The following is a 21825-nucleotide window of genomic DNA, read 5'->3' as shown; positions in this document are numbered from 1 at the left end:
ACGTGTCCAGCGACACGCCCAGCCATCTGCGTTACACCGACAAGCACGAGTGGACCCGCGACGACGGCGAGGTCGTCGTCATCGGCGTGACGCACTTCGCGCAGGACCAGCTCGGTGACGTGGTCTACGTCGATCTGCCGTCGCCCGGCGCTGACGTCGCCGCCGGTCAGGCGTTCGGCGAGGTCGAGTCGACCAAGTCGGTGTCCGACCTGTACGCCCCCATCTCGGGCACCGTCGTGGAGCGCAACGAGGAGCTCGATGAACGCCCCGAGCTGGTCAACGCCGACCCCTACGGGGATGGGTGGATGGTCGCCATCCGCCCGGGCGACCGCGACGAGCTCGAAGGGCTGCTCGACGCCGACGGGTACCGATCGCTGACCGGGACCTGACGGGACCGAGCGTCCACCCGCGCGGCCTGGTGCGAGGGTCTAGGCTGCCGTCCCGCGCCGGCGGGACCGTCACCTCGACCTCGACCCGAGGTCGAACAGGACCTCGACGGTGTCGTGAACGACGGAGGGGAGCCTCGAGTGTTCTGCAGCCACTGCGGTCAACCCGTCGGCGAGGACGCGCGGTTCTGTGCAGCGTGTGGGACGCCGCTCGAGGATGCCGTCGCGTCGCCGAACGACACGACGGCCGCGATCGAGCTCGGTGCGCTCGATCCGTCGCACGAGCCGGATGACCTGCCGCACCTCGCTCCCGGCACGGGCATGCTCGTGGTCGTCCGAGGTCCGAACGCGGGCAGTCGCTTCCTGCTCGACCGCGAGCAGACCACGATCGGTCGTCACCCCGACGCGGACATCTTCCTCGACGATGTCACCGTGTCTCGACGTCACGCTGAGCTGCACCACACCGACGACGGGGTGGTGGTCCGCGATCTCGGCAGCCTCAACGGGTCCTACGTGAACGGCGAACGGGTCGAGGAGCGGGTGCTCGCCTCCGGCGAGGAGCTGCAGATCGGTCGGTTCAAGCTGCTGTACGTCGGTGCGGACGGTTCGGCTCGGTGACGACCCACACCATCGGTGAGGTCCTGAACCGCCTGAAGGACGAGTTCGACGACATCACGATCTCCAAGATCCGTTTCCTCGAGGCCGAGGGGCTGATCAACCCGGACCGGACCGAGTCGGGGTACCGCAAGTTCACGGGTGCCGACGTCGACCGGCTGCGGTACGTCCTGCGCGCGCAGCGTGACCGCTACCTGCCGCTCAAGGTCATCAAGGACGAGCTCGCTCGCATCGATGCGGGTCTGCCGCCGACCGTGGCTCTCGACCCCGATGACGCGGATCCCTCGAGCGACGTGGACGCGCCTGCGGCGGCAACGGAGGTGCCGGGTGCCGCGGCCCCGCCGAGCACCCCACTCCTCGGGGCAGCGGCCAGCGACGTGCACCTGAGCCTGCGCGAGCTCGCGGACGCGACCGGGCTGACCGAGCGGCAGGTCCGCGAGCTGCGCGACCACGGGCTGCTGCCCGACCGTGCGATCTACGACGGCGACGATCTGATCGTCGGCAAGCTCGCTTCCGCGCTGCTCGAGGACGGGCTCGAGGTCCGCCACCTGCGGATGTACCGCCAGTTCGCGGATCGGGAAGCCGCGCTCGCCGAACAGATGACAGCGGGGTTGCTGCGACAGCGCAACCCCGATTCCCGTCGTCAAGCGACGGCGCGGGCCGAGCACCTCGCGGACGTGGGCGGCCGGCTGCACCGGGCCCTGCTCGCCGCCCAGCTCCGGTCGCTGCTGCGACCGTGACGTCGTGTCGACCGGGTCGCACCGCCTCGCTCGTCGCGTCGCTCGTCCTGCTCGCCCTCACCGTCCTCGTCGCCACACCGGCGACCGCCCAGCTCGAGCCGCCGTCTCGACCGGTGATCGAGGGCGCGATGACCACGACCTGGCCCGACGCGCCTGAGCTGGCGGCACCCGTCCACCTGCTGGTGGACGCGGCGACGGGTCAGGTCCTGTCGGCCCACGCGGCCGACGAGCGGCGTCCGGTCGCCTCGACCGTCAAGATCCTGACCGCTCTCACCGTGGCCGCGAACACCCAGCTCGACGACGAGGTGCAGGTGGGGGACGAGGTGCTCGCCCCTGGGGCCTCGGTGGGGCTCCAGCCGGGGGAGCGGTGGACCATCGAGCAGCTCCTCCAGGGGATCCTCGTGCGGTCGGGGAACGACGCCGCCGAGGCGCTCGCCACGGCCGTGGGCGGTGACCTCGACGGTTTCGTCGAGTTGATGTCCGAGACGGCGCGGGCCGTCGGGCTCCGGGTCGGCCCGGACGAGGTCCACCTCACCTCGCCGAGCGGGCTCGACGACGACCAACGTCTGAGCGCTCGCGACCTGGCCACGCTGACGCGCGTGCTGCTCGCCGACCCGGACCTGCGCCGGATCGTCGGCGCCCCCGAGGTGCAGCTGCCCGACCGCGAGCCGGGCGAGAACCGCAACCTGCTCATCGGCGACTACCCGGGCGCGACCGGCGTCAAGACGGGCTACACCGAGGCGGCCGGCAACAGCGTGGTCGCCAGCGCTCGACGCGGTGAGCGTGAGCTGATCGCGGTCGTCCTCGGTGCGGGACCGGACCCGGAGCGCTTCCGCGACGCCGCCACGCTGCTCGACCACGGCTTCGATCGGTTCGTCGACCGGACCCTGTCCGCCGAGCTGGTGCTCCTGGCCGCCGGTGCCCGGTGGAACCTCGTGGTACCCCCCACGCCGGTCGTGGTCCCCGCCGGCGCCGATGCGCAGCTCGACGTGCCGATCCCCGTCCGCCTCCCCGGTGGGGATCCCGTGTCCGTGCCGGTCCGCCTCGATGGTCAGCAGGTCGCGTCGGTCGATGCAGGGTTCCAGCCGGTCACGGACGCCGAGCCGGAGCCACCCACCGGCGAGGGGGCGGCCATCGGGCGCGCCGCGGCGGACGGGATCTACGCCGCGCTGCGTGCCGCGTTCGCCGCCGAGGACGAGCTCGTCCCCGCAGCGTGAGCGCCCCGACCGGCGCCCCGACGGAGCTTCGCGTTCGGACACCGTCGCCCCGGGGACCGGTGAGGGGCAGCCGCTAGCCTCGGTGTCCGCGGCTCCTGCTCGACCGTCGCGGCGCCGCACCCGACCAGCGATCCCACGGGAGGCACACGTGATCGAGATGGAGCTGATCGGGGTGCGCGTCGAGCTGCCGGCGAACCAGCCCATCGTCCTCCTGCGGGAGGTCGGGGGGACGCGGTACCTACCGATCTGGATCGGGGCGGTCGAGGCGACCGCCATCGCCTTCGCCCTCCAGGGCGTCGAGACGCCTCGTCCGCTGACCCACGACCTGTTCGTCAGCGTCCTGAGCGCGACCGAGGTCGCGTTGACGGCGGTGCACGTGACCGACCTGCAGGACGGCACCTTCTACGCCGAGCTGCACCTCCGCCAGGGGGATCGCACCTGGACGGTCACCGCACGTCCGAGCGACGCCATCGCGCTCGCAGCGCGCTTCGAGGACGTCCCGGTGCTGGCCGCGGAGCACGTCCTCGAGGAGGCCGGTCTGGAGATCGACCGGACCGACGAGGACGGTGAGCACGGGGTCGACGCCGAGGAGGAGGTCCGTCAGTTCCGCGAGTTCCTCGACCAGGTGACCCCGTCCGACTTCGAGGGCAACGGCTGAGGCACCATCGCTCACGGGCGTCGCGTGGAGGCACGGTGCGGGGGAGTGCTCCCCACGAACCTCGTCTGACCCTCGACCTCAAGTGGAGGGTCAGACGCTCGTCCGCTCCCTGAACCTCCACCGGTCGTTGACACCCGGCCCGCCACACGCGTAGCCTCAGGTCGGGAGTTCCACGCGTGCAACTCGCGGAGGGGAGGGCAAGCCCCACCGCGACCACCACCCCGCTCGGGTGACGCTCCCAGGGGAGGGCCTCCAGGCCCTCGACGAAGGACCGCCAGCCGCGCCGCCTCCGGGTGCCCGCGGCCCGATCTGTGGAGCCAGCCGTGGGCGGACAGCTCAGCCTCGACGTCGGCGATGCGGCACCGCGCGAGGGCTACCGCGGCCCGACCGTGTGCCGGATCGTCGGGATCACCTACCGACAGCTCGACTACTGGGCCCGGACGGGCCTCGTGGAGCCGTCCCTCCGCAAGGCGGAGGGGTCGGGGACCCAGCGGCTGTACTCGTTCGACGATGTGGTGCGCCTGCGCGTCGTCAAGCGACTGCTCGACGCCGGGGTGTCGCTCCAGAAGGTGCGCACCGCGGTCGAGCAGCTCCACGCCCGTGGCCACTCGCTGGCCGACGCGACCCTCATCAGCCAGGGCGACTCGGTCTTCCTGCTCACCGACGAGCGCGAGGTCCTCGACCTCGTCATGCACGGGCAGGGGGTCTTCGCGATCGCCCTCGACCCGGTCGTCGACGAGCTGCGTGGGGAGGTCGCCGACTTCCCCTCCGAGCGTCTCGACGACGCCGCGACCGAACTCGCGAAGCTCGAGGCCGCCGAGCGGGCGACGGGCACCGAACAGCACTGACCCGCCGTCACGGGTCCCGCGGCGCGATCACTCGACGCTGCGGTCGGACGGCTCCTGCTGCTCGCCCTGCAGCTGCTGCTTCATGAACCGGATGACGCCACCGGAGCGGATCCGTTCGACCTGACCGGACGACAGCTCGTGCCGCACCGTGAAGGTGCTGCCGGTCGTCACGTTCTCGACCACGACCTCACCGCTTCCGCTGTCGAGCGCCTCGTGCAGGCCGCGCAACCGGATCGTGTCGCCCTGCGACACCTGCTCGCGGTCAGCCGGATCGCGGAACTGCAGGGGCAGGACGCCGAAGTTCGCGAGGTTCTGCCAGTGGATGCGGGCGTAGCTCTCCACCAGGGTGGCCCGGAGCCCGACGTGACGGGGGGCGAGCGCCGCGTGCTCGCGTGAGCTGCCCTGGCCGTAGTTGCTCCCACCGATCACGGCGTGTCCGTCGCCGCCCTCGTCCAGGACCGCGGTGGCGCGATCGTGGTAGGTCGGGTCGATCACGTCGAACGCGAACCTGGCGATCTCGGGGATGTTCGAGCGGAACGGCAGGACGGCGGCGCCGGCGCGGAGGATCTCGTCGGTCGACACGTCGTCGCCGGTCTCGAGCAGCACCTCGAGCTCGAGCTCGTCGGGGAGGGGCTCGAAGTCGGGGAGGGTGGCGATGTTCGGACCCTTGATGATCTCGACCTGCCGGGCCTCCTCGGGAGGCAACGGCGCGAGCAGCAGCTCGGTGTCGAGCAGCGCGTCGGCGGTCTCATCGATCCGGGGGTAGGTGAGGTCACGCTCCTCGGCGAAGTCCCTCGGGTCGGTGATGACCCCGGTGATCGCCGAGGCGACCACGGTCTCCGGTGAGCACAGGTGCACCTCGTCATCGACGGTGCCGGAACGGCCAGGGAAGTTGCGCGGGGTGGTCCGCAGGCTGATGCGGCCCGTCGGTGGGGCCTGTCCCATGCCGATGCAGCCGTTGCACCCGGCCTGGTGCAGCCGCGCTCCAGCGCGGACGAGCGGCAGCAGGTGCCCGTCGCGGATCAGCTCACCGAGGATCTGCCGGCTGGTGGGGTTGACGTCGAACGAGACGTCGTCGGCGATCCTGGCGCCCGTCGCGGCGAGCATCTCGGCCGCGACCGCGAAGTCGCGGTACCCCGGGTTGGCGGACGAGCCGAGGTAGGCCTGGGCGATGGGTTGGCCCGCCACCTCGCGGACCGGGACGACGTTGCCAGGGGATGTTGGGAGGGCGATGAGCGGCTCGACCTCGGACAGGTCCAGCGAGTCGGTCACGTCGTAGGTGGCGTCGTCGTCGGCGACCAGCTCGGTGAAGTCCTCCTCGCGGCCCTGGCGGGTGAGGAAGCGGTTGACCTCGTCGTCGGCCGGGAAGATGGACGTCGTCGCACCGAGCTCGGCGCCCATGTTGCAGATCACGTGGCGGTCCATCGCGGTCAGCGTCGCGACGCCGGGACCGTGGTACTCGATGATGCGGCCGACGCCGCCGTCCACCCCGTGGCGTCGCAACAGCTCGAGGATGACGTCCTTGGCGCTCACCCACGGCGACAGTGCACCGGTGAGCTCGACCCCCCAGATCTGCGGGCACTTGATCCGCAACGGCTCGCCTGCCATGGCCATGGCCACGTCGAGGCCCCCCGAGCCGATGGCGATCATCCCGATGGCGCCCGCGGCAGGGGTGTGCGAGTCCGAGCCCGCCATGGTCGCGCCGGGGCGACCGAAGCGTTCCTGGTGGACCGGGTGGGAGATGCCGTTGCCGGGCCGCGAGAACCACACCCCGAACCGCTCGCAGGCCGAGCGCAGGAAGATGTGGTCGTCGGGGTTCTTGTGGTCCTCCTGTACGAGGTTGTGGTCGACGTACTGCGCCGACACCTCGGTGCGGACCCGGTCGAGACCCATGGCCTCGAGTTCGAGCATCACCAGCGTGCCCGTCGCGTCCTGGGTGAGGGTCTGGTCGATCCGGAGCCCGATCGGCGACCCCGGGGTCAGCTCACCCTCGACGAGGTGGTCGGCCAGGACCTTGCGAGCGACGTTCTCTCCCACGGGACCTCACTGAGTCGGCGACACCAGCGACCGTAGACCGGTGGGCTCTCGGTGGCCCCGGACGAGTGGGCAACGGATGTCGCGTCCGGGGCCGGTGGAGGCTCAGCCGAGCTTGGCGGTGAGAGGGGCACGCATGCGCCGATGATGTCGCTGGCGTCCTCGGAGGCCAGGAACGCGATCTCGCCGGCTGAAGGATCGCTCGGCAGCGGACGTGCTCTGCAGTTGTCGACGGTGTTCTGACGGAACCTGGGCTCCAGCCCAGGAAGTTGCGGCGGTGACGGTCAGCACCGGCTCGAGCGGGCGAGGTGGTGCAACTTCCTGGGGTGTGGCCCAGGAAGTTGCACCACGGAGCGACCGATGGGTCCGGCTGGCCGGCGCACGAAGCCGGCGCCTACGCGTGTTCCGTGCGCGGTCGTGGCGACGTTCCGTACTCAGTTCGTGGCGAGCTGTCCCCGGAGGAAGGCGATCTCGCCGGCGTGTTCGCCGCCGTCGGGTTCCGGGGTCTCGAGGATCACGTCGGCGTCCGCCGCTCGGACCACGTCGACCAGGGCGGCGAGGTCTATCTCGCCCTTGCCGAGGTTCTGGTGGCGGTCGCGTCCGGAGCCGCGTGCATCCTTCGAGTCGTTGAGGTGCACGAGGTCGATGCGGCCCGTCAAGGCGAGGATGCGTTCGACCGACCCCGCGACGTCCTCACCGCCAGCGTGGGTGTGACAGGTGTCGAGGCAGAGCCCGAAGGGCGTCGTGAGCCCGTCGATCACCTCCCACAGTCGACCGATCCGGTCGAAGTGCCGGGCGATCGCGTTGTCGCCACCGGCGGTGTTCTCGATCAGGATCGGTACGGAGGTCTCGAGGCGCTCCAAGGTGGACCGCCAGTGGCCGAAACCCACCTCGATGTCGTCATCCGCGCCGACGTGGCCGCCGTGGACGATCACGCCCTCGGCGCCGATGGCTTCGGCGGCACGCACGGTCTTCTCCAGCAGTTGCCGGCTCGGGTGACGGACGCGGTTGTTCGGTGTCGCGACGTTGATCAGGTACGGCGCGTGGACGTAGATCCCCACCTGCGACGTCCGCAGCTCGTCGGCGTCGTCCCGGACCTTGGGGCCCTTGAACTGCTGCGGAGCGGAGAGGAAGAGCTGGACGATGTCCGCCTCCCGTTCCGCTGCGGCGGCCAACGGATCGGTGGCGCGGACGTGGGCGCCGATGCGCATCGTGGGCTCCTGTGACGACGGATCCGAGGGGCGGGCGGAACCGCACGAGCGGCGGTCCGCGGGGGCGGCAACGTACGCTGCGCCGACGCGACCCGGAGACGCAGGTGACCGACGAGCAGCGAGGCTTCCCGGACCTCGAGGACGCCGGTGGCTTCCTCCGCCGTCACCTCGGTCCCGACGCTGCCGAGCGGGCACACATGCTGGCTGCCCTCGGTCTGTCCTCGACGACCGAGCTGCTCGACCGGGCGGTGCCGGACTCCATCCGCGACGACGCACCGCTCGATCTGCCCGCCGCTGTCGACGAGGCCGCCGCGCTCCGTCAGCTCCGTGCCATCGCCGACCGCAACGTGGTCCGGCGCAGCCTGATCGGCACCGGCTACCACGGGACCGTCACGCCCGCCGTGGTCCGTCGCGGTGTGCTCGAGGATCCCGGGTGGTACACGGCGTACACGCCCTACCAGCCGGAGATCTCGCAGGGACGGCTCGAAGCGCTGCTGGTGTTCCAGACCGCCATCGCTGACCTCACGGGCTGCGAACTGGCTGGCGCATCCCTCCTCGACGAAGGCACGGCTGCCGCTGAGGCCATCCAGCTGTGCCGGCGAGCGGCCCGCCGTGACGGCGCGGTCGTGCTGGTCGACGCGGCGTGCCACCCGCAGACCATCGCCGTGGTCGCCACCCGCGCCGAGCCGCTCGGGTGGGAGCTGGTGGTCGCCGACGTCCGCGACCCCGATGTCCTCGCCAGCCGCGTCTCGGCCGATCCTGATCGGGTCGCGGCCGTGCTGCTCCAGCAGCCGACCACCGACGGGGCCCTGCCGGACGACACCGCGCTCATCAGCGAGCTCCACGCGGTCGGCGTCCCGGTGGTGGTCGCCACCGACCTGTTCGCCTGCACGCTGGCGACCCCGCCCGGCGAGCAGGGTGCCGATGTCGTCGTCGGCTCCGCCCAACGGTTCGGCGTCCCACCGATGTCCGGCGGCCCGCACGCCGCGTTCCTCGCCACCCGGCAGGAGTGGGCCCGCCAGCTCCCGGGACGGCTGGTCGGGGTGTCCAAGGACGCCGCCGGCCGCCCGGCCTACCGGCTCGCGCTGCAGACCCGCGAACAGCACATCCGGCGAGAACGAGCCACGTCCAACATCTGCACCTCGCAGGTCCTGTTGGCCGTCGTCGCCGCGTTCTACGCCGTCCACCACGGCCCGGAGGGGCTCGCGCGGATCGCGCGCCGCACCCACGTGCTGACCGCGGTGCTGCGCGAGCTGCTGATCGCCGGCGGCCTCGAGGTGCCGGCCACCACGTTCAGCGACACGCTGACCGTCCTCGCAACGGGCCGTGCCGGTGAGCTGCACGCGTCGGCCGTGGCGGCCGGGTTCGAGCTGCGCCGGGTCGACGACGACCACCTCGGCGTCAGCCTCGACGAGACCGTCACCGCGGCGGAGGTGGCAGCGCTGGTGGACGCCCTCACCGGAACGCCGACCGACGCCGAGGACGTGCGCCGGACCGCCGAGGCGCTGCTCAACGTCGATGACGATGGCCTCCCCGGGATCCCCGCCGGCCAGCGTCGTACCTCGTCGTTCCTGACCGACCCGCGGTTCCACCGGTACCGCTCCGAGACCGAACTGATGCGCTGGCTGCGTGTCCTGAAAGCGCGCGATGTCGCGCTCGACCGGTCGATGATCCCGCTCGGTTCCTGCACCATGAAGCTCAACGCCGCGGCCGAGATGGAGCCGATCACCTGGCCGAGCTTCGCCGACCTCCACCCGTTCGTGCCGGTCGACCGGGCCGAGGGGACCCGGCAGGTGGTGGGTGACCTCGAGCGATGGCTCGCGGAGATCACCGGGTACGACGCGGTGTCCCTGCAGCCGAACGCCGGCTCGCAGGGCGAGCTCGCGGGCTTGCTCGCCATCCGCGGTTACCACCGGGGGAGGGGCGAGGCAGGACGGGACGTGTGCCTGATCCCCTCGTCGGCGCACGGCACGAACGCCGCGTCGGCCGTGATGGCCGGGATGCGCGTCGTGGTGGTCGCCTGCGACGAGGACGGCAACGTCGACGTCGACGAGTTGAAGTTCAAGGTGACCGAGCACGGTGACCGGCTCGCCGCCTTGATGGTGACCTACCCGTCGACGCACGGGGTCTTCGAGCGACGGATCCGTGAGGTGTGCGACCTCGTCCACGAGCACGGGGGGCAGGTCTACCTCGACGGCGCGAACCTCAACGCCCTCGTCGGGGTGGCCAAGCCCGGCCACTTCGGGGCCGACGTCAGCCACCTGAACCTGCACAAGACGTTCTGCATCCCCCACGGAGGCGGCGGTCCGGGTGTCGGTCCCGTCGCCTGCCGGGCCCACCTCGCTCCGTACCTGCCGACCCACCCGCTCGTGCCGGTCACCGAGCACGGCGACATCGCGGCGCAGGACCGGACGGGCCCGGTCGCGTCCGCGCCGTGGGGGTCGGCCGGGATCCTGCCGATCCCGTGGGCGTACATCGCGATGATGGGGCCCGACGGGCTGCGACAGGCGACCGAGACCGCGATCCTCAGCGCCAACTACGTCGCCCACCGGCTGCGTGAGCACTTCCCGGTGCTCTACACGGGCGCCGGCGGGTTCGTGGCGCACGAGGTCATCGTCGATCTCCGCCCGCTCCAGGCGGACACCGGCATCACCAACGAGGACGTCGCCAAGCGGTTGATCGACCTCGGGTTCCACGCACCCACGATGTCGTTCCCGGTCGCGGGGACCCTGATGATCGAGCCGACCGAGTCCGAGTCCCTGGCCGAACTCGACCGGTTCTGCGACGCGATGGCACGCATCCGCGAGGAGATCGACGAGGTGGCGGCGGGGACCTGGCCGGCCGACGACAACCCGCTGGTGCGTGCGCCGCACCCGGCTGAGGAGGTGGTGGCCGACGCGTGGGACCGTGCCTACCCGCGCGAGGTCGCGGCCTACCCGGGGACCTGGCGCGGCAGCGACGGCCCGCAGGCGCGTGCCGACAAGTACTGGCCGCCGGTGTCCCGGGTCGACAACGCCCACGGGGACCGCAACCTCGTCTGCGCCTGCCCGCCGCCGGAGGCGTTCGCGTGACCGGCCGCTGACCCGACCCGACGGCCGCGATCAGTCGGTCGACGCCTCGAGCCAGCGCAGCAGGGTCCTCGTCGGGACGCCGGTGCCGTGGCGAGGTTCGTGGTAGCGGTCCTCGTCCTGCCAGGCGGGGCCGGCGATGTCGAGGTGTACCCACGGCGTCGAGTCGACGAACTCGCGCAGGAACAGCGCGGCCATGGTCGCGCCGGCTTCGTCGCCACGGCCGAGGTTGTTGAGGTCGGCCACGTCGGACTCGAGGTTGTCGCGCAGATCCTCCCAGAGCGGCATGTGCCACATCGCCTCGCCGGCGGCCTCGCCCGCGCCGAGCAGTTGGCGCAGGAGATCGTCGTCGTTGCTGAACACGGCCGTGGCGCGCGGACCGATGGCGCGGATGGCTGCACCGGTGAGCGTCGCGAGGTCGACGATGGCGTCGACCCCGTCCTCGGCCGCGAGGGCCAACCCGTCGGCGAGGACCAGGCGACCCTCGGCGTCGGTGTTCATCACCTCGACGGTCGTGCCGCCCCGCACCGTGATCACGTCCGACGGCCGCTGCGCGTCACCGTCGATCATGTTCTCGGCCAGGCACAGCTCCCCGGTCACCTCGACCGGCACCTTCAGGTCGGCGAGCGCGGTGAAGACGGCGAGGACCGCTGCGGCACCGGCCATATCGCCCTTCATCCCCGTCATGATCTCCGACGGCCGCTTGAGCGAGATCCCACCGGTGTCGAAGGTGATGCCCTTGCCCACGAGGGCGACGCGCGCAACCGCGCCCTCGGGAGCCCACCGCAGCCGGACGAGCCGGGGCGGTCGTGACGATCCGCGGCCGACCGCCAGAAGTCCACCGCAGCCCTCTGCCGACAGGCGCTCCTCGTCCCAGACCTCCACCTCGACCTCGTCGGGAAGGATGGCGCGGGCGACCTCGGCGAACTCCGGGGGACCGAGCCGGTCGGGGGGACAGGTGACCAGGTCCCGCGCCACGTACTGGGCCCGGGCGTGGATGGTCGCCCGCTCGACGGCCCGCTCGGCGGCACCCCGCTCGGAGGTGGTGGTCAGGAGCGTGATCGTCTCGAGCGCACGGGGACGGGGCTGCGACCGTCCGGCGTCGTAGCGGTAGGCCCCGAGCAACGCGCCCTCAGCGGCGGCACGGACGCCGCCGGGTCCAACCGAGGCGAGCGAGACGCTGGTCGCGATGGTGCGGCAGCGGGGTGCGAGCTCCCTGACGGCCGATCCGAGTGCGCGACGGACGACCGTCTCCGACAGCCCGTCGAGCCGTCCGAGGCCGACCAGCGTCACGCGACCTGCCCGCAGGCCGGGAGCGGCGAGGTGGAGCAGCTGGCCGACCTTGCCGCGGAACACCTCGTCGCGCGGGGAGTCCTCGAGGCCGAGCGCCTCGAGGACCTCGTCGGTCCCTGGGCCGTCGACACCGCCTCGGAAGACCGGCACCACCAGCGCATCGACGTCGAGGTCGAGCAGGCCGACCGTGCTCACCTCGACCGACGGCATCGGGGTGTCTGGCAGTGGCAGCGGTGATCGGTCCACGGGGCCTCCGAGGGCTGCGGCGGGTGCTCGTCACACTAGGAGGTGACGGGCCTCGCCGACGCGGGCGACGGTCGGGGGATCGCCGCCCGTAGACTCCCGTCCGTCGCCGACGAGCCACCACCCGAAGGACACGGGATTGAGCACCGAGGACACCAGGCGCCGGATCCTCGCTGCGGCGCTCACGGTGATGAGCCGTCACGGGTTGGCGAGGTTGGCGCTCGAGGACGTCGCCCGTGAGGCGCGGGTGTCGCGCCAGACCGTCTACCGGTACGTCGGCAGCCGTGACGGGTTGATCACCGCGACCATCCTCCGCGAGGAGGAGGCGTTCCTCGAGCGGATGCGATCGGCGGCCAGCGAGCACCAGGAGCTGCGTCCGGCCCTGGCTGCGGCGATCGCTTCGGCGCTGACGAGCGCCCGTGAGCACCCGCTCCTCGACCGGCTGCTTGAGACCGAACCCGAGGCGCTGCTGCCGTTCCTGACCGACGGGTCGGGCCCGGTGCTGTCGGCGGCCCGGACGGTGGTCGTGGAGCTGTTCGGCCAGTACGTACCGGAGCTCGGTCCGGACGAGCAGGCCGTCGCGGCGGATGCGGCGACCCGGCTGATCGTGAGCTACGCGATCTCGCCGTCGGTCACGCCGACCGACGCACTGGCCCACCACCTCGCGGATCTGATGGTCGGTGGGGTGGTGGGCCAGCGTCGGTGATCGGCTGTCGTCAGCTGCCGAGCAGGCCGGCCTCCCCGAGCCACTCCCGGGCGACGTCGCGGGGTTCGCGCTGGTCGATCTCGACGGCCGCGTTCATGGCGATGAGATCGTCCTCGGTGAGCGTCGCGTGGATCTGGTCGAGGATGGCGAGCACCTCGTCGCCGTGGGTGTCGATCACGTCCTGACGCAGGACCGGCACGATGTTCTGGGGCAGCTGGAGCTGCTGGTCGTCCTCGAGCAGGACGTAGTCGTTGACCGCGACGACCGACTGGGTGGTGAACAGGTTGGCCCCGTCGACCTCGCCGGCGTTGAGCGCTTCGACGGTGATCGGCCCACCCGAGTCGAGGGTGACGAACTCCATGTTGGCGAGCCCGTAGACCTCCTGGTAGCCGCGGAAGCAGCTGATCCGGTCCTCGCACTCGGGGCCGCCACCGAAGGTGAACGTGCCCTCGAAGTTCGCGATGTCGGAGATGGTGGTCAGCCCGTGCTCCTCGGCGGTCTCGCGGGTGACGGCCAGACCGTCGACGTCCTGGGCGTCGGAGTACTCGCCGACGATCAGGTCGTCCTCGGCGAGGAGCTCGACGAGCGCGTCGTAGACCTCCTGCTCGTCTCGCAGGTCGGTGTCCTCCTCGCTCGCGGCGAACAGGTAGGCGTTGCCGGTGTACTCCGGGACGAGCTGCAGCTCACCGTCGACGACGGCGGGGAAGGTGTTCTCGCGCGAACCGATGTTCTCGCGCACCTCCACCGAGATGCCGGCGTCCTCCAGCGCGATGCCGTAGATCTGGGCGAGGATGCGGGATTCGGCGAAGTCGTTGGAGCCGACGGTGACGGTCTCGTCACCTCCGCCGCAGGCGGTCGCGAACAGGGCGACGGTGGCGACCAGCGCGGTCGTGACGGTCCGGGTCGTACGCATCGTGATGGGTCCCTCGGGGCTGGCGGTCCGGTCGCCGCTTCCGGGCGACGGGTCGGTCGTGCCGACCTCGACCGCGTGGCGGGCGTGACTGTAGGCCACCTCGCTGCTTCGGAGCCGGTGCCGGTCACGTACCGCTGACCTCGTACCGACGTCCGGCTGCGCTCAGACGGCGCGTCCGGTGTTCGCCGCGACGGTGGCGACGTCGTCCCCGGATGCACCACGGAGCTCCCTCGGGACCACGAGGCGTTCGATCCCGTCGACGGTCCGTTCGGTCGCGACCGCGAGCAGCGCGATGAGGATGATGCCGGCGTACATCACGCCGTAGTTGCGCGACCCGAACCCGTCGATGACGAAGCGGCCGAACCCGCCGCCGGCTGCGAGCGCCCCGATCGGCGCGGTCGCGACGACCTGGACGGCCGCCACGCGGATGGCGGTGAAGATGACCGGTGACGCGACCGGGAGCTCGACCTCCCACAGGAGCTGACGTTCGTCGTAACCCATGCCGCGCGCCGCTTCGAGGAGCGAGCGGTCGACGTTCTTGACGGCCGTGTAGGTGTTGGTGAACAGCGGGTGGAGCGCGAGGAAGAACAGCGCGAACACCGTCGGCCAGTAGCTGATGCCGAGGTCGAAGACGCGCACCGACAGGATCAGCCCGAAGACCAGCAGCGCCAGCGTCGGGATGGCTCGGCCCACGTTGGCGATGAAGGTCCCGATCGCTTGACCGCGACGGAAGTGGCCGGCGAGCACCCCGGCGGGGATGGCCACGAGCATGGCCGCGAGCAGCGGGGGGAGCGACAGCTGCACGTGCTCGATGAAGCGCACGAGGATGCCCCGGTTGCCGCTCCAGTTCGCCGGGTCGGTGAGGAAGCCGAAGGCGTCGATGAAGGGTTCCACGTCGTCTCCTCAGGCTGCGGCGCGACGCGACCACGGCGTCAGCGCACGTTCGAGGAGCTGGATCAGGCCGTCCGCGACGAGGGCCATGACCATCGGCGCCAGCGCGCCAACCAGCAGCTTCGGCAGGTAGAGGTTGGAACGCAGCCCGTCGAAGATGAAGAACCCGAAGCCGCCGTACCCGATCAGGCCGGTGATGGTGACCAGACCGATGGTGGTCACCGTGGCGATGCGGACGCCAGCGAGGATCACGGGCAGGGCGAGTGGCAGCTGCACCTCGAGGAAGAGGCGGTTGCGTGCGTAGCCCTGGCCCTCGGCGGCCTCGACGATCTCCGCGGGGACCCCCTCGATGCCGACGAGGATGTTGCGGATCAGGAACAGCAGGGTGTAGAGGGTCAGTCCGATGATGGCGGTGGTCGCGGTCAGGCCGAAGTACGGGCGCAGGACCGGGAACAGCGCGATCGACGGGATGGTGAACACGATGCCGGCGGCGGTGGTGATGGGCTTGTACGTCCGCCGGTAGCGCAGCGCGATCACCGACAGGACGATCGACACGACGAGCCCGAGCGCGATCGAGATCGCGGTCAGCTGCAGGTGCTCGAGGCCGCGCCGGACGATCGCGTCGGTGTTCTGGATCAGCCACTGGCCCGCAGGCGCGCCCTGGGCCAGCACGAGACCGCTACCGATGGCGATCACGGGTGCGCCGAACCGGTCGTGATCTCCGCGGTCAGGTCCCCGAGCTGCAGCATGCCGAGGTAGCGGTCGCCGTCGAACACCGCGGCCACACCGGTCGAGGAACGGACCATCGCGTCGAGGGCCTCGCGGAGGGTCGAGTCCCGGGTGATGCCGACCCGGAACCGTCGCGTGTCGACGTCACCCGCACGCGCGGCGCCTCGGAACTGATCCACCCAGGCCCACCCGCGGAGGTGATCACCGTCGAGCACGCCGCACCAGTCCCCGCCGTACTCCTCGGCCACCGCGACTGCGTCCGCGCCGGTGGCGTCAGCCGGGACGACGCTGCCGCGCCGTAGCTCGGGCAGGTCGGCGACGCAGCGGAGCGCCAGGCGCTTGAGTCCACGTTCTCCGCCGAGGAAGTCCTCGACGAACTCGTTGGCCGGCGCGCGGAGGAGCTCCTCGGGCGTGTCGAACTGTTCGAGCACGCCGCCGAGGTTGAGGATGGCGATGCGGTCCCCGAGCCGCATGGCCTCGTCGATGTCGTGGGTGACGAACACGATGGTCTTGTGCAGGTCCCGCTGGAGCTCCAGCAGCTGGTCCTGGAGGCGACCGCGGACGAGAGGATCGACCGCTCCGTACGGCTCGTCCATGAGCAGCACCGGCGGGTCGGCGGCGAGGGCACGTGCGACGCCGACGCGCTGCCGTTGACCGCCGGACAGCTCGCCGGGGTAGCGCTCCTTCATGCCCGGATCGAGGCCCATCAGCCCGATGAGTTCGTCGACCCGCGCTGCGGTGCGGTCGTCCTCCCACCCGAGCAGGCGGGGGACCGTGGCGATGTTGCGCGCGATGGTGTGGTGGGGGAACAGGCCGATCTGCTGGATCACGTACCCGATGTCTCGCCGTACGAGGTGGGCGGGCCGTTCCATCACGTCGTGCCCACCGACGGTGATCGTGCCGGAGGTCGGCTCCACGATCCGGTTGATCATCTTCAGGGTCGTGGTCTTCCCGCACCCCGAGGGACCGACGAGGGTGACCAGCTCGCCTTCGGCGATGGTCAGGTCGAGCGCGTCGACCGCGGGGTGGTCCAGACCGGGGAAGAGCTTGGTCGCCCCGCGCAACTCGATCATCGCGTCCGCCACGGCGTCTCCTCGCTGCCGGTGCGGGAGCGTAGGCGCCGACCGGCGGCCGACCGGTCACGTCCCGCACGGTGGGTAGGGTCCGAGGCCGGAGCTGGAGGGGATGGGTGACCGACGGGACCGGTGGCGAGGTTGATCAGCCCGTGACGAGCATCGAGGACCTCGATCGCGTGCTCGATGGCGCGGCCCTCCTCGGCCTGGAGCTCGACACCAAGTTCCGGGTGATCGCCGCCACGTTCGAACCGACGCCGGAGCGATACCCCTGGGGGACCGGTGTCGGTAGCGTCGAGGTCGTCGACCGTCGGGTGCAGGTCCTGGTCTCCCCGGTGTCGACCATCCTCGGATCGCTCCGCCGGACCACCACGGCCGACGCGGGTCAGCGGACCGAGGTCTACACCTTCACCGAGGAGCAGCTGGTCGATGTGGTGGCCGCTTTCGACGGCGCGGACGTCGAGTCCCCGCTCTTCGGCCAACCCGAACCGCGGCCGGGCAGCTGGGCGCCGGAGTGGTCGCTCGAGGGACGGTCGACGGCCGGTGACGGGACCAGCCGGACCCTCACGGTGTCGGTGCGTCACGAGGACGGCGCCGGCGAGCTCGCCCTCGACCTGTTCGCACGGTTCGACGAGGTCCAGGTGAAGGACCCGTTCGGTACCGACCTGTTCGCGGTGCCCGGTTCGGGGCCCCTGGACGCGTTCGAGCCAAGGCCTTCGTAGCCGCCGAGCTCTCCGGACGGGTCCGCGGGACCGACGTCCCCGCAGTCGGGGACGCTCGTCACCCCTGCGCTGATGGGTCACGGGCCTACAGTTCGGAGCGGAACGCCGCGTCCGGGACAGGGGTCGCTGTGCGCTTCGAGACCCACCGCCGGCGTCACCACGAGGGCGCGAGCACGCTCGAGTACGCGATCATGCTCGTCCTCGCCATCGCCGCCGTCCTCGTGCTGGTGATGGTCATCCTCGCCTGGTGACAAGGCGATCGCCGACAGTTGGGAGTTGACCCCGAGCTTCAGCAGGATGCTGCGGATCTGGCTGCGCACGGTCGAGACCGCTACGACCCACTCGGCCGCCAGATCGTCCGCGGACCACCCGTCGATGAGGGCGTCCAGGACCTGACGTTCGCGCTCGGTCAGCCGCTCGAAGGGCTCGAACCGCTCGACCTCCTGGCTGCGGTGCTGGCGCAGGTCGGCCAGCCACGACTGTCGCTCGGTGTCGCTCAGGGACGTACCCCGCTCCATCACCTCGGTGATGGCGGTGACCAGGTCCTCCAGTGGTTGCGACTTGCTGACGACGCCGACCGCCCCGGCCTCGATACAGGCCGCCAGCCGCGCCCGGTCCTTGACCGCGGTCAGCATCAGCACCCGAGCACCCGCGTCCACACAGCGTCCGATCAGCGGCAGGCTGGTGCCGTGTTCGCCCAGGTCGAGGTCCAGCAACACCAGACGCGGCTGCCGGGCCTGTACCAGCGCGGCCACCGCGTCGAGCGCCACGTCGCCGGACGTCGCCACCTGCAGCCCCTGAGCCCGCAGGGCGTAGGTCACGCTCTGCGCCAGCAGTTCGTGGTCCTCGACCACGATCACGTCCACCGGCCCCTGCTCGGACACGACCCACCTCCCGACCATCACCCCCGCCGAAGACGCTAGCGATGGCGCCACCTGACCGCGAAGACAGCGCACCGTCGGTGACGACGCGGAGCGCGTCGGGCTACCGGGCCGCGACGTCCCCGAGGTGGTCGTCCTCGTCGACCCCGCCGGCACGGCTCGCGTCCTCGGTCCTCGCCCGGACCAGCCGGAGCCGCCGACGCACGGCCACGGACTCACGCAGGTCCTCGGGCTGGTCGTCAACCTGCCCGGCTGCTCCGCCGAGCAGTGTGGAGAACCCGGGCAGCACGATCTCGAAGGCCGCGCCGCCGACCCCATCGGGTGACGCTAGGCGCAGGTCCCCGCCCTGGCCGCGCATCAGTTCGCGGCTGATGTGCAGCCCGAGGCCGCTGCCGGTCGTCCCGTCCGCGGCCGAGCCACGCACGCCCCGCTCGAAGATGGCCTCGCGCTGTTCCTCGGCGACACCGGGGCCTCGGTCGGAGATGCGCAGCACGACCCGGTCGTGCTCCAAGGTCGCCCGCACCGTGATGTCACCACCGCCGTAGCGTCGCGCGTTCTCGAGCACGTTGTGGATCGCCTGCACCGTGTCGACGGGCCGGCCGATCGCGACGAGGTGGTGCGGCACGTCGACGTGCACGTGGGTCGTCATCGTCCGCAGACAGGTCACGAGCGGCGCGATCGCTTCCGACGGGTGGAAACGTCCGACCTCGACCTGCTGCGGTCGGGGGTCGACCAGTCGCTGTAGGCGCTGAACCTCGCTGCTGATGCTCGAGGACAGGGCGGCCCGTTCGGCCGGATCCAGCTGGTCGCGGTACCGCTCCAGCGTCGTGGTCGCCGCCTCGATCGAGAACAGGACGTTCTGTGCCTCGTGGGTGCGTTCGCGCTCATCCTCCGCATCGCACCGGAGTCTCTCCGCAGCCGTGCGGGCTGCGGCGACCGAGGCGAGGAGCCGCCCGTCTTTGTCCCGGAAGGCTCGGATCAGCTCGATGATCGCCCCGGTCCCGATGGTGAGGAAGGCGGTGAGTTCGAGGATGACTGACCCGAGATCCAGCACCGCACCGTTCGCCCCGACCCGGAGCGGCGTCGCCGCGCTGGTGGCCAGGACCAGGCAGCCGAGCCCGAACCACGCCAGCAGGGGCCGTCGCGACCCGCGCCGAGGCCAGAGTGCCCACGCGCCGAGGACGAGCCAGACAGCGACCACGGCCACACCGGGCGCGCCAGTCACGGTGTCGACGCCGCTGCGCAGCTCCGCGGGCGTCAGGAGGACCTCCGTCACACCGGGCGCCCACGTCAACACGCCGACGACCACGAGGAGACCCCCGAGGGTCCCCCGGATCGACCGCCACGGTCGCAGGCCCGAATCCACCTCGGGAGCGATCAGGGCGACGACGACGAGGGCGGCGGTGACGATCCGGCCGCCGGCGGGGAGGGATCCGGTCCCCGCGACGGCGCTCGTACCCCCAACGACGAGACTCGGGCCGAGGACGCAGCTGGCGTAGACCCCGCTCGCGAGGCCGAGGTGCAGGGCGGCGGCCTCCCCGACGAGCTTCCAGCGGAGGACGCACAGACCGGCGACCGCCAGCGCGACCGCGAAGGCCGCGCCGCTGAACGACGACTCGGCCCGGGCGATCTGCACGAGGTCGAACGGTTCGCCTGGCCCCAGTCGGGTGAGGATGAAGCCGAGCACGACGAACGAGGCGACCAGGAGGAACGACCGGCCCAACGGCTGTGACGTCGCGAGGAGGCCGCGACGATCGCGACCGCGGTAACGGTCGGAGAGCGCTGTCCCCTCGCGACGGCGCGACCGAATCGCGCTGCCGTGCCCCGGCTTCCCCTCCACCACGTTCCCATCCTCAGGAGCCACGCGGCCCCCCGGTGCGGCTCGCTCCACGAGCATCGTTGATGGTAGACGCGGAGGGGGTCGTTCGGAGCAGGACAGATGTCCCGTCGCAGCGGGACGCCGTGGTGACCTGGTGTGACGGCTCGGGCGCTGTCCGTCACGCAGCTCTCGGTTCTCGCGGGCATCCGACGCTGCTGGATGGTCCGGACCCGTTAGGTTCCGCGGGAAGCTCCAGCGCCGTGAACGACCGGGTGTCGGTGGGGTAGGAGCGAGACGGTGAGCGCAGCAGCGGGGTGGTACGCCGATCCGAGCGGGACTCACGGCCAGCTGCGCTGGTGGGACGGCGCCGCGTGGACCGAGCACGTCACTGCGGCGCCCGCGCCACGGAGCGGGAACGGTCTCCGGACGGGGATCATCATCGTGGCCGTCGTCGGGGCGATCGTCCTGGCGCTCATCGGCTTCATCGGCGTCGCCGCGGTGCGTTTCGGCGAGTTCGACACCAGCGGCGTCACGGCCGACACACGCACGAACGTGACGGTCCGGACCGAGGCGCAGATCGGGGACCGGCTCACCGCCACCATCCCCTCGGACGGTGCGTTCCAGGCCTCCTTCACCGTCGAACGTCCCGGCACCGTCACGTTCGACGTCCGGGGCGAGGATGGCTTCGACTCGATGCTCGAGGTCATCGGCCCGTCCGGCGAGTCGCTCGGGCAGAACGACGACCGTGAGGTGGACGCCCCGGGTGGCGACGTCTTCGACCCCTACCTCGCGCTGGAGCTCGCTCCCGGCCGTTACACCGTGTTCGTCGAGGGTTGGGTGGGCGAGGGCGGCAGCTTCGAACTGCGGATCGACTGAGCCCGGCCGGGCGCGACACCCGGCCGGACCGGACGACCGCTCAGGCCGTGGCGCCACCCTCCTGCCCCTCGGCCTCGGCGACCGCCGCGTCGATCTCGGCCTCGATCGCATCACGGTCAGCCGCGTCGCTGGCCGGAGCACCGGCGATCCCGAGCTCGCTCCGCAGCTGCGACAGGCGCGCCTGCGCCTCGTTGTTCATCGCGGCCTGCTCGACCTCGAGCATCTGGCCCTCGACCGAGTCCGCGGCGAGCTCGGACCTACCCTGTGCCTTCGCGAGTCGGCCCTCGATCTTCGCGCGGACCTCGTCCATGGTGGGGACGTCCTGCCCGACCGTGGCCGTCAGGGACTCCATCGAGGCGTTCATCTGCTCGGCCATCTCGGCCTGCCCGAGCTGGTTGAGCAGCGTCTGCCGCTCCGCCATCTTCCGCTGCAGCAGCGACGCGTTCTGCGACACCGCGGCCTTGGCGTGGTCCGATGCCGCGGACGCTTGCAACAGCAGGTTCTGCAGCGTGTTGACCTCGTCCTCGAGGATCACGAGCCGCTGCGCGAAGTTCTCGGCCGCCGTCGCCATCTTCGCGACGCGGTCGGTGTCGCCCGCGGCGGTCGCCTCCTCGGCCATGACCAGGGCCTGCTTGGCGGACGCCCGCGTCTTGTCGAGGTTCTTCAGCGCACGATCGAGCTGCATCTGGGTCTGCTTCTGGCTGGCGATCACGTCGGCAGCCCGTTCGCGCAGGATGCGGTGCTGCTCCTGCGCCTCGCGGATGGCCTGCTCGATCTGGATCTTCGGGTCGGCCATCTCGTCGAACTTGCCGGTGAGGGCGGCGCCGAGGTAGCGCCAGATCCGGGTGAAGACGTTCGCCATGGTGCTCGCTCCTGGTCGTGGTCTCTGATCGGTGCTGTGG

20 protein-coding genes are annotated in these 21825 nt (G+C 71.3%); 10 read left to right on the top strand and 10 right to left on the bottom strand.

The annotated features are described in order from the left end of the window. Positions 1 to 2: 2 nt before the first annotated feature. The 6 genes from gcvH to WEB03_RS14450 all read left to right on the top strand — a co-directional run bounded on the left by gcvH (position 3) and on the right by WEB03_RS14450 (position 4464). Positions 3 to 389, top strand: a complete 387-nt coding sequence (gcvH, locus tag WEB03_RS14475) for a glycine cleavage system protein GcvH (RefSeq protein ID WP_368071627.1) — start codon at positions 3 to 5, stop codon at positions 387 to 389. A 114-nt stretch (positions 390 to 503) separates the two neighbouring features. After that, positions 504 to 1004, top strand: coding sequence for an FHA domain-containing protein (locus tag WEB03_RS14470; protein WP_368071626.1), 501 nt, complete (start codon positions 504 to 506; stop codon positions 1002 to 1004). After that, positions 1001 to 1741 (top strand): MerR family transcriptional regulator, encoded by a 741-nt coding sequence (locus tag WEB03_RS14465; protein ID WP_368071625.1) that lies wholly within the window; start codon positions 1001 to 1003, stop codon positions 1739 to 1741. Before WEB03_RS14470 ends, WEB03_RS14465 begins: the two co-directional genes overlap by 4 nt. Next, complete coding sequence (locus WEB03_RS14460) at positions 1738 to 2958, top strand: D-alanyl-D-alanine carboxypeptidase family protein (RefSeq protein WP_368071624.1); 1221 nt, start codon at positions 1738 to 1740, stop codon at positions 2956 to 2958. Before WEB03_RS14465 ends, WEB03_RS14460 begins: the two co-directional genes overlap by 4 nt. Positions 2959 to 3106: 148 nt before the next feature. Continuing rightward, the gene (locus WEB03_RS14455) at positions 3107 to 3616 is read left to right on the top strand and encodes a bifunctional nuclease family protein (RefSeq protein WP_368071623.1); all 510 of its coding nucleotides are present in this window, start codon (positions 3107 to 3109) and stop codon (positions 3614 to 3616) included. Positions 3617 to 3939: 323 nt separating this feature from the next. Continuing rightward, on the top strand, positions 3940 to 4464 hold the full coding sequence (locus WEB03_RS14450) for a MerR family transcriptional regulator (protein WP_368071622.1): 525 nt from the start codon (positions 3940 to 3942) through the stop codon (positions 4462 to 4464). Positions 4465 to 4491: 27 nt separating this feature from the next. Here the strand turns inward: WEB03_RS14450 and WEB03_RS14445 are convergent, their stop codons facing one another. Both WEB03_RS14445 and WEB03_RS14440 read right to left on the bottom strand, forming a co-directional pair. Further along, positions 4492 to 6501 carry an aconitate hydratase gene (locus tag WEB03_RS14445; protein ID WP_368071621.1) on the bottom strand — a complete coding sequence of 670 codons (2010 nt, stop codon included), beginning with the start codon at positions 6499 to 6501 and terminating at the stop codon, positions 4492 to 4494. Between the two features lie 431 nt (positions 6502 to 6932). Beyond that, positions 6933 to 7709, bottom strand: a complete 777-nt coding sequence (locus tag WEB03_RS14440; protein ID WP_368071620.1) for a deoxyribonuclease IV — start codon at positions 7707 to 7709, stop codon at positions 6933 to 6935. 104 nt (positions 7710 to 7813) lie between these two features. On the opposite strand from WEB03_RS14440, the gene gcvP reads away from it, so the two are divergent. Beyond that, complete coding sequence (gene gcvP / locus WEB03_RS14435; RefSeq protein ID WP_368071619.1) at positions 7814 to 10780, top strand: aminomethyl-transferring glycine dehydrogenase; 2967 nt, start codon at positions 7814 to 7816, stop codon at positions 10778 to 10780. Between the two features lie 30 nt (positions 10781 to 10810). Here gcvP and WEB03_RS14430 read toward each other — a convergent pair whose 3' ends face one another. Further along, positions 10811 to 12316, bottom strand: coding sequence for a leucyl aminopeptidase (locus WEB03_RS14430; RefSeq protein ID WP_368071618.1), 1506 nt, complete (start codon positions 12314 to 12316; stop codon positions 10811 to 10813). Positions 12317 to 12452: 136 nt separating this feature from the next. Here WEB03_RS14430 and WEB03_RS14425 point away from each other — a divergent pair, with 136 nt between their 5' ends. Next, a complete protein-coding gene (locus WEB03_RS14425; protein ID WP_368071617.1) occupies positions 12453 to 13019 on the top strand; it encodes a TetR family transcriptional regulator in 567 nt (188 codons plus the stop codon). A gap of 10 nt (positions 13020 to 13029) precedes the next feature. Here WEB03_RS14425 and WEB03_RS14420 read toward each other — a convergent pair whose 3' ends face one another. From WEB03_RS14420 to WEB03_RS14405, 4 genes are all read right to left on the bottom strand, one after another. Beyond that, positions 13030 to 14031, bottom strand: a complete 1002-nt coding sequence (locus WEB03_RS14420; RefSeq protein WP_368071616.1) for a glycine betaine ABC transporter substrate-binding protein — start codon at positions 14029 to 14031, stop codon at positions 13030 to 13032. Between the two features lie 63 nt (positions 14032 to 14094). Next, a complete protein-coding gene (locus WEB03_RS14415) occupies positions 14095 to 14826 on the bottom strand; it encodes an ABC transporter permease (protein WP_368071615.1) in 732 nt (243 codons plus the stop codon). A gap of 9 nt (positions 14827 to 14835) precedes the next feature. After that, complete coding sequence (locus tag WEB03_RS14410; protein WP_368071614.1) at positions 14836 to 15519, bottom strand: ABC transporter permease; 684 nt, start codon at positions 15517 to 15519, stop codon at positions 14836 to 14838. Further along, positions 15516 to 16637, bottom strand: coding sequence for an ABC transporter ATP-binding protein (locus WEB03_RS14405; RefSeq protein WP_368071613.1), 1122 nt, complete (start codon positions 16635 to 16637; stop codon positions 15516 to 15518). The genes WEB03_RS14410 and WEB03_RS14405 overlap by 4 nt, the downstream gene beginning before the upstream one ends. A gap of 140 nt (positions 16638 to 16777) precedes the next feature. Here WEB03_RS14405 and WEB03_RS14400 point away from each other — a divergent pair, with 140 nt between their 5' ends. Then, positions 16778 to 17347: a hypothetical protein gene (locus tag WEB03_RS14400; RefSeq protein ID WP_368071612.1), complete on the top strand. Its 570-nt coding sequence runs from the start codon at positions 16778 to 16780 to the stop codon at positions 17345 to 17347. Positions 17348 to 17424: 77 nt separating this feature from the next. Here the strand turns inward: WEB03_RS14400 and WEB03_RS14395 are convergent, their stop codons facing one another. Both WEB03_RS14395 and WEB03_RS14390 read right to left on the bottom strand, forming a co-directional pair. After that, entirely contained in the window at positions 17425 to 18231 is an 807-nt protein-coding gene (locus WEB03_RS14395; protein ID WP_368071611.1) for a response regulator, read from the bottom strand. Positions 18232 to 18331: 100 nt separating this feature from the next. Further along, entirely contained in the window at positions 18332 to 19951 is a 1620-nt protein-coding gene (locus WEB03_RS14390) for a sensor histidine kinase (RefSeq protein ID WP_368071610.1), read from the bottom strand. A gap of 393 nt (positions 19952 to 20344) precedes the next feature. Here WEB03_RS14390 and WEB03_RS14385 point away from each other — a divergent pair, with 393 nt between their 5' ends. Continuing rightward, a complete protein-coding gene (locus WEB03_RS14385; protein WP_368071609.1) occupies positions 20345 to 20923 on the top strand; it encodes a DUF2510 domain-containing protein in 579 nt (192 codons plus the stop codon). 40 nt (positions 20924 to 20963) lie between these two features. Here WEB03_RS14385 and WEB03_RS14380 read toward each other — a convergent pair whose 3' ends face one another. Then, complete coding sequence (locus tag WEB03_RS14380; protein ID WP_368071608.1) at positions 20964 to 21785, bottom strand: PspA/IM30 family protein; 822 nt, start codon at positions 21783 to 21785, stop codon at positions 20964 to 20966. Positions 21786 to 21825: the final 40 nt, after the last annotated feature.

Origin of the sequence: Nitriliruptor sp. (assembly GCF_040882075.1) — a bacterium.
GTDB lineage: Bacteria > Actinomycetota > Nitriliruptoria > Nitriliruptorales > Nitriliruptoraceae > Nitriliruptor.
Note: the sequence above shows the minus strand (reverse complement) of the source record. Positions and strands in the feature narration are given on the sequence as shown.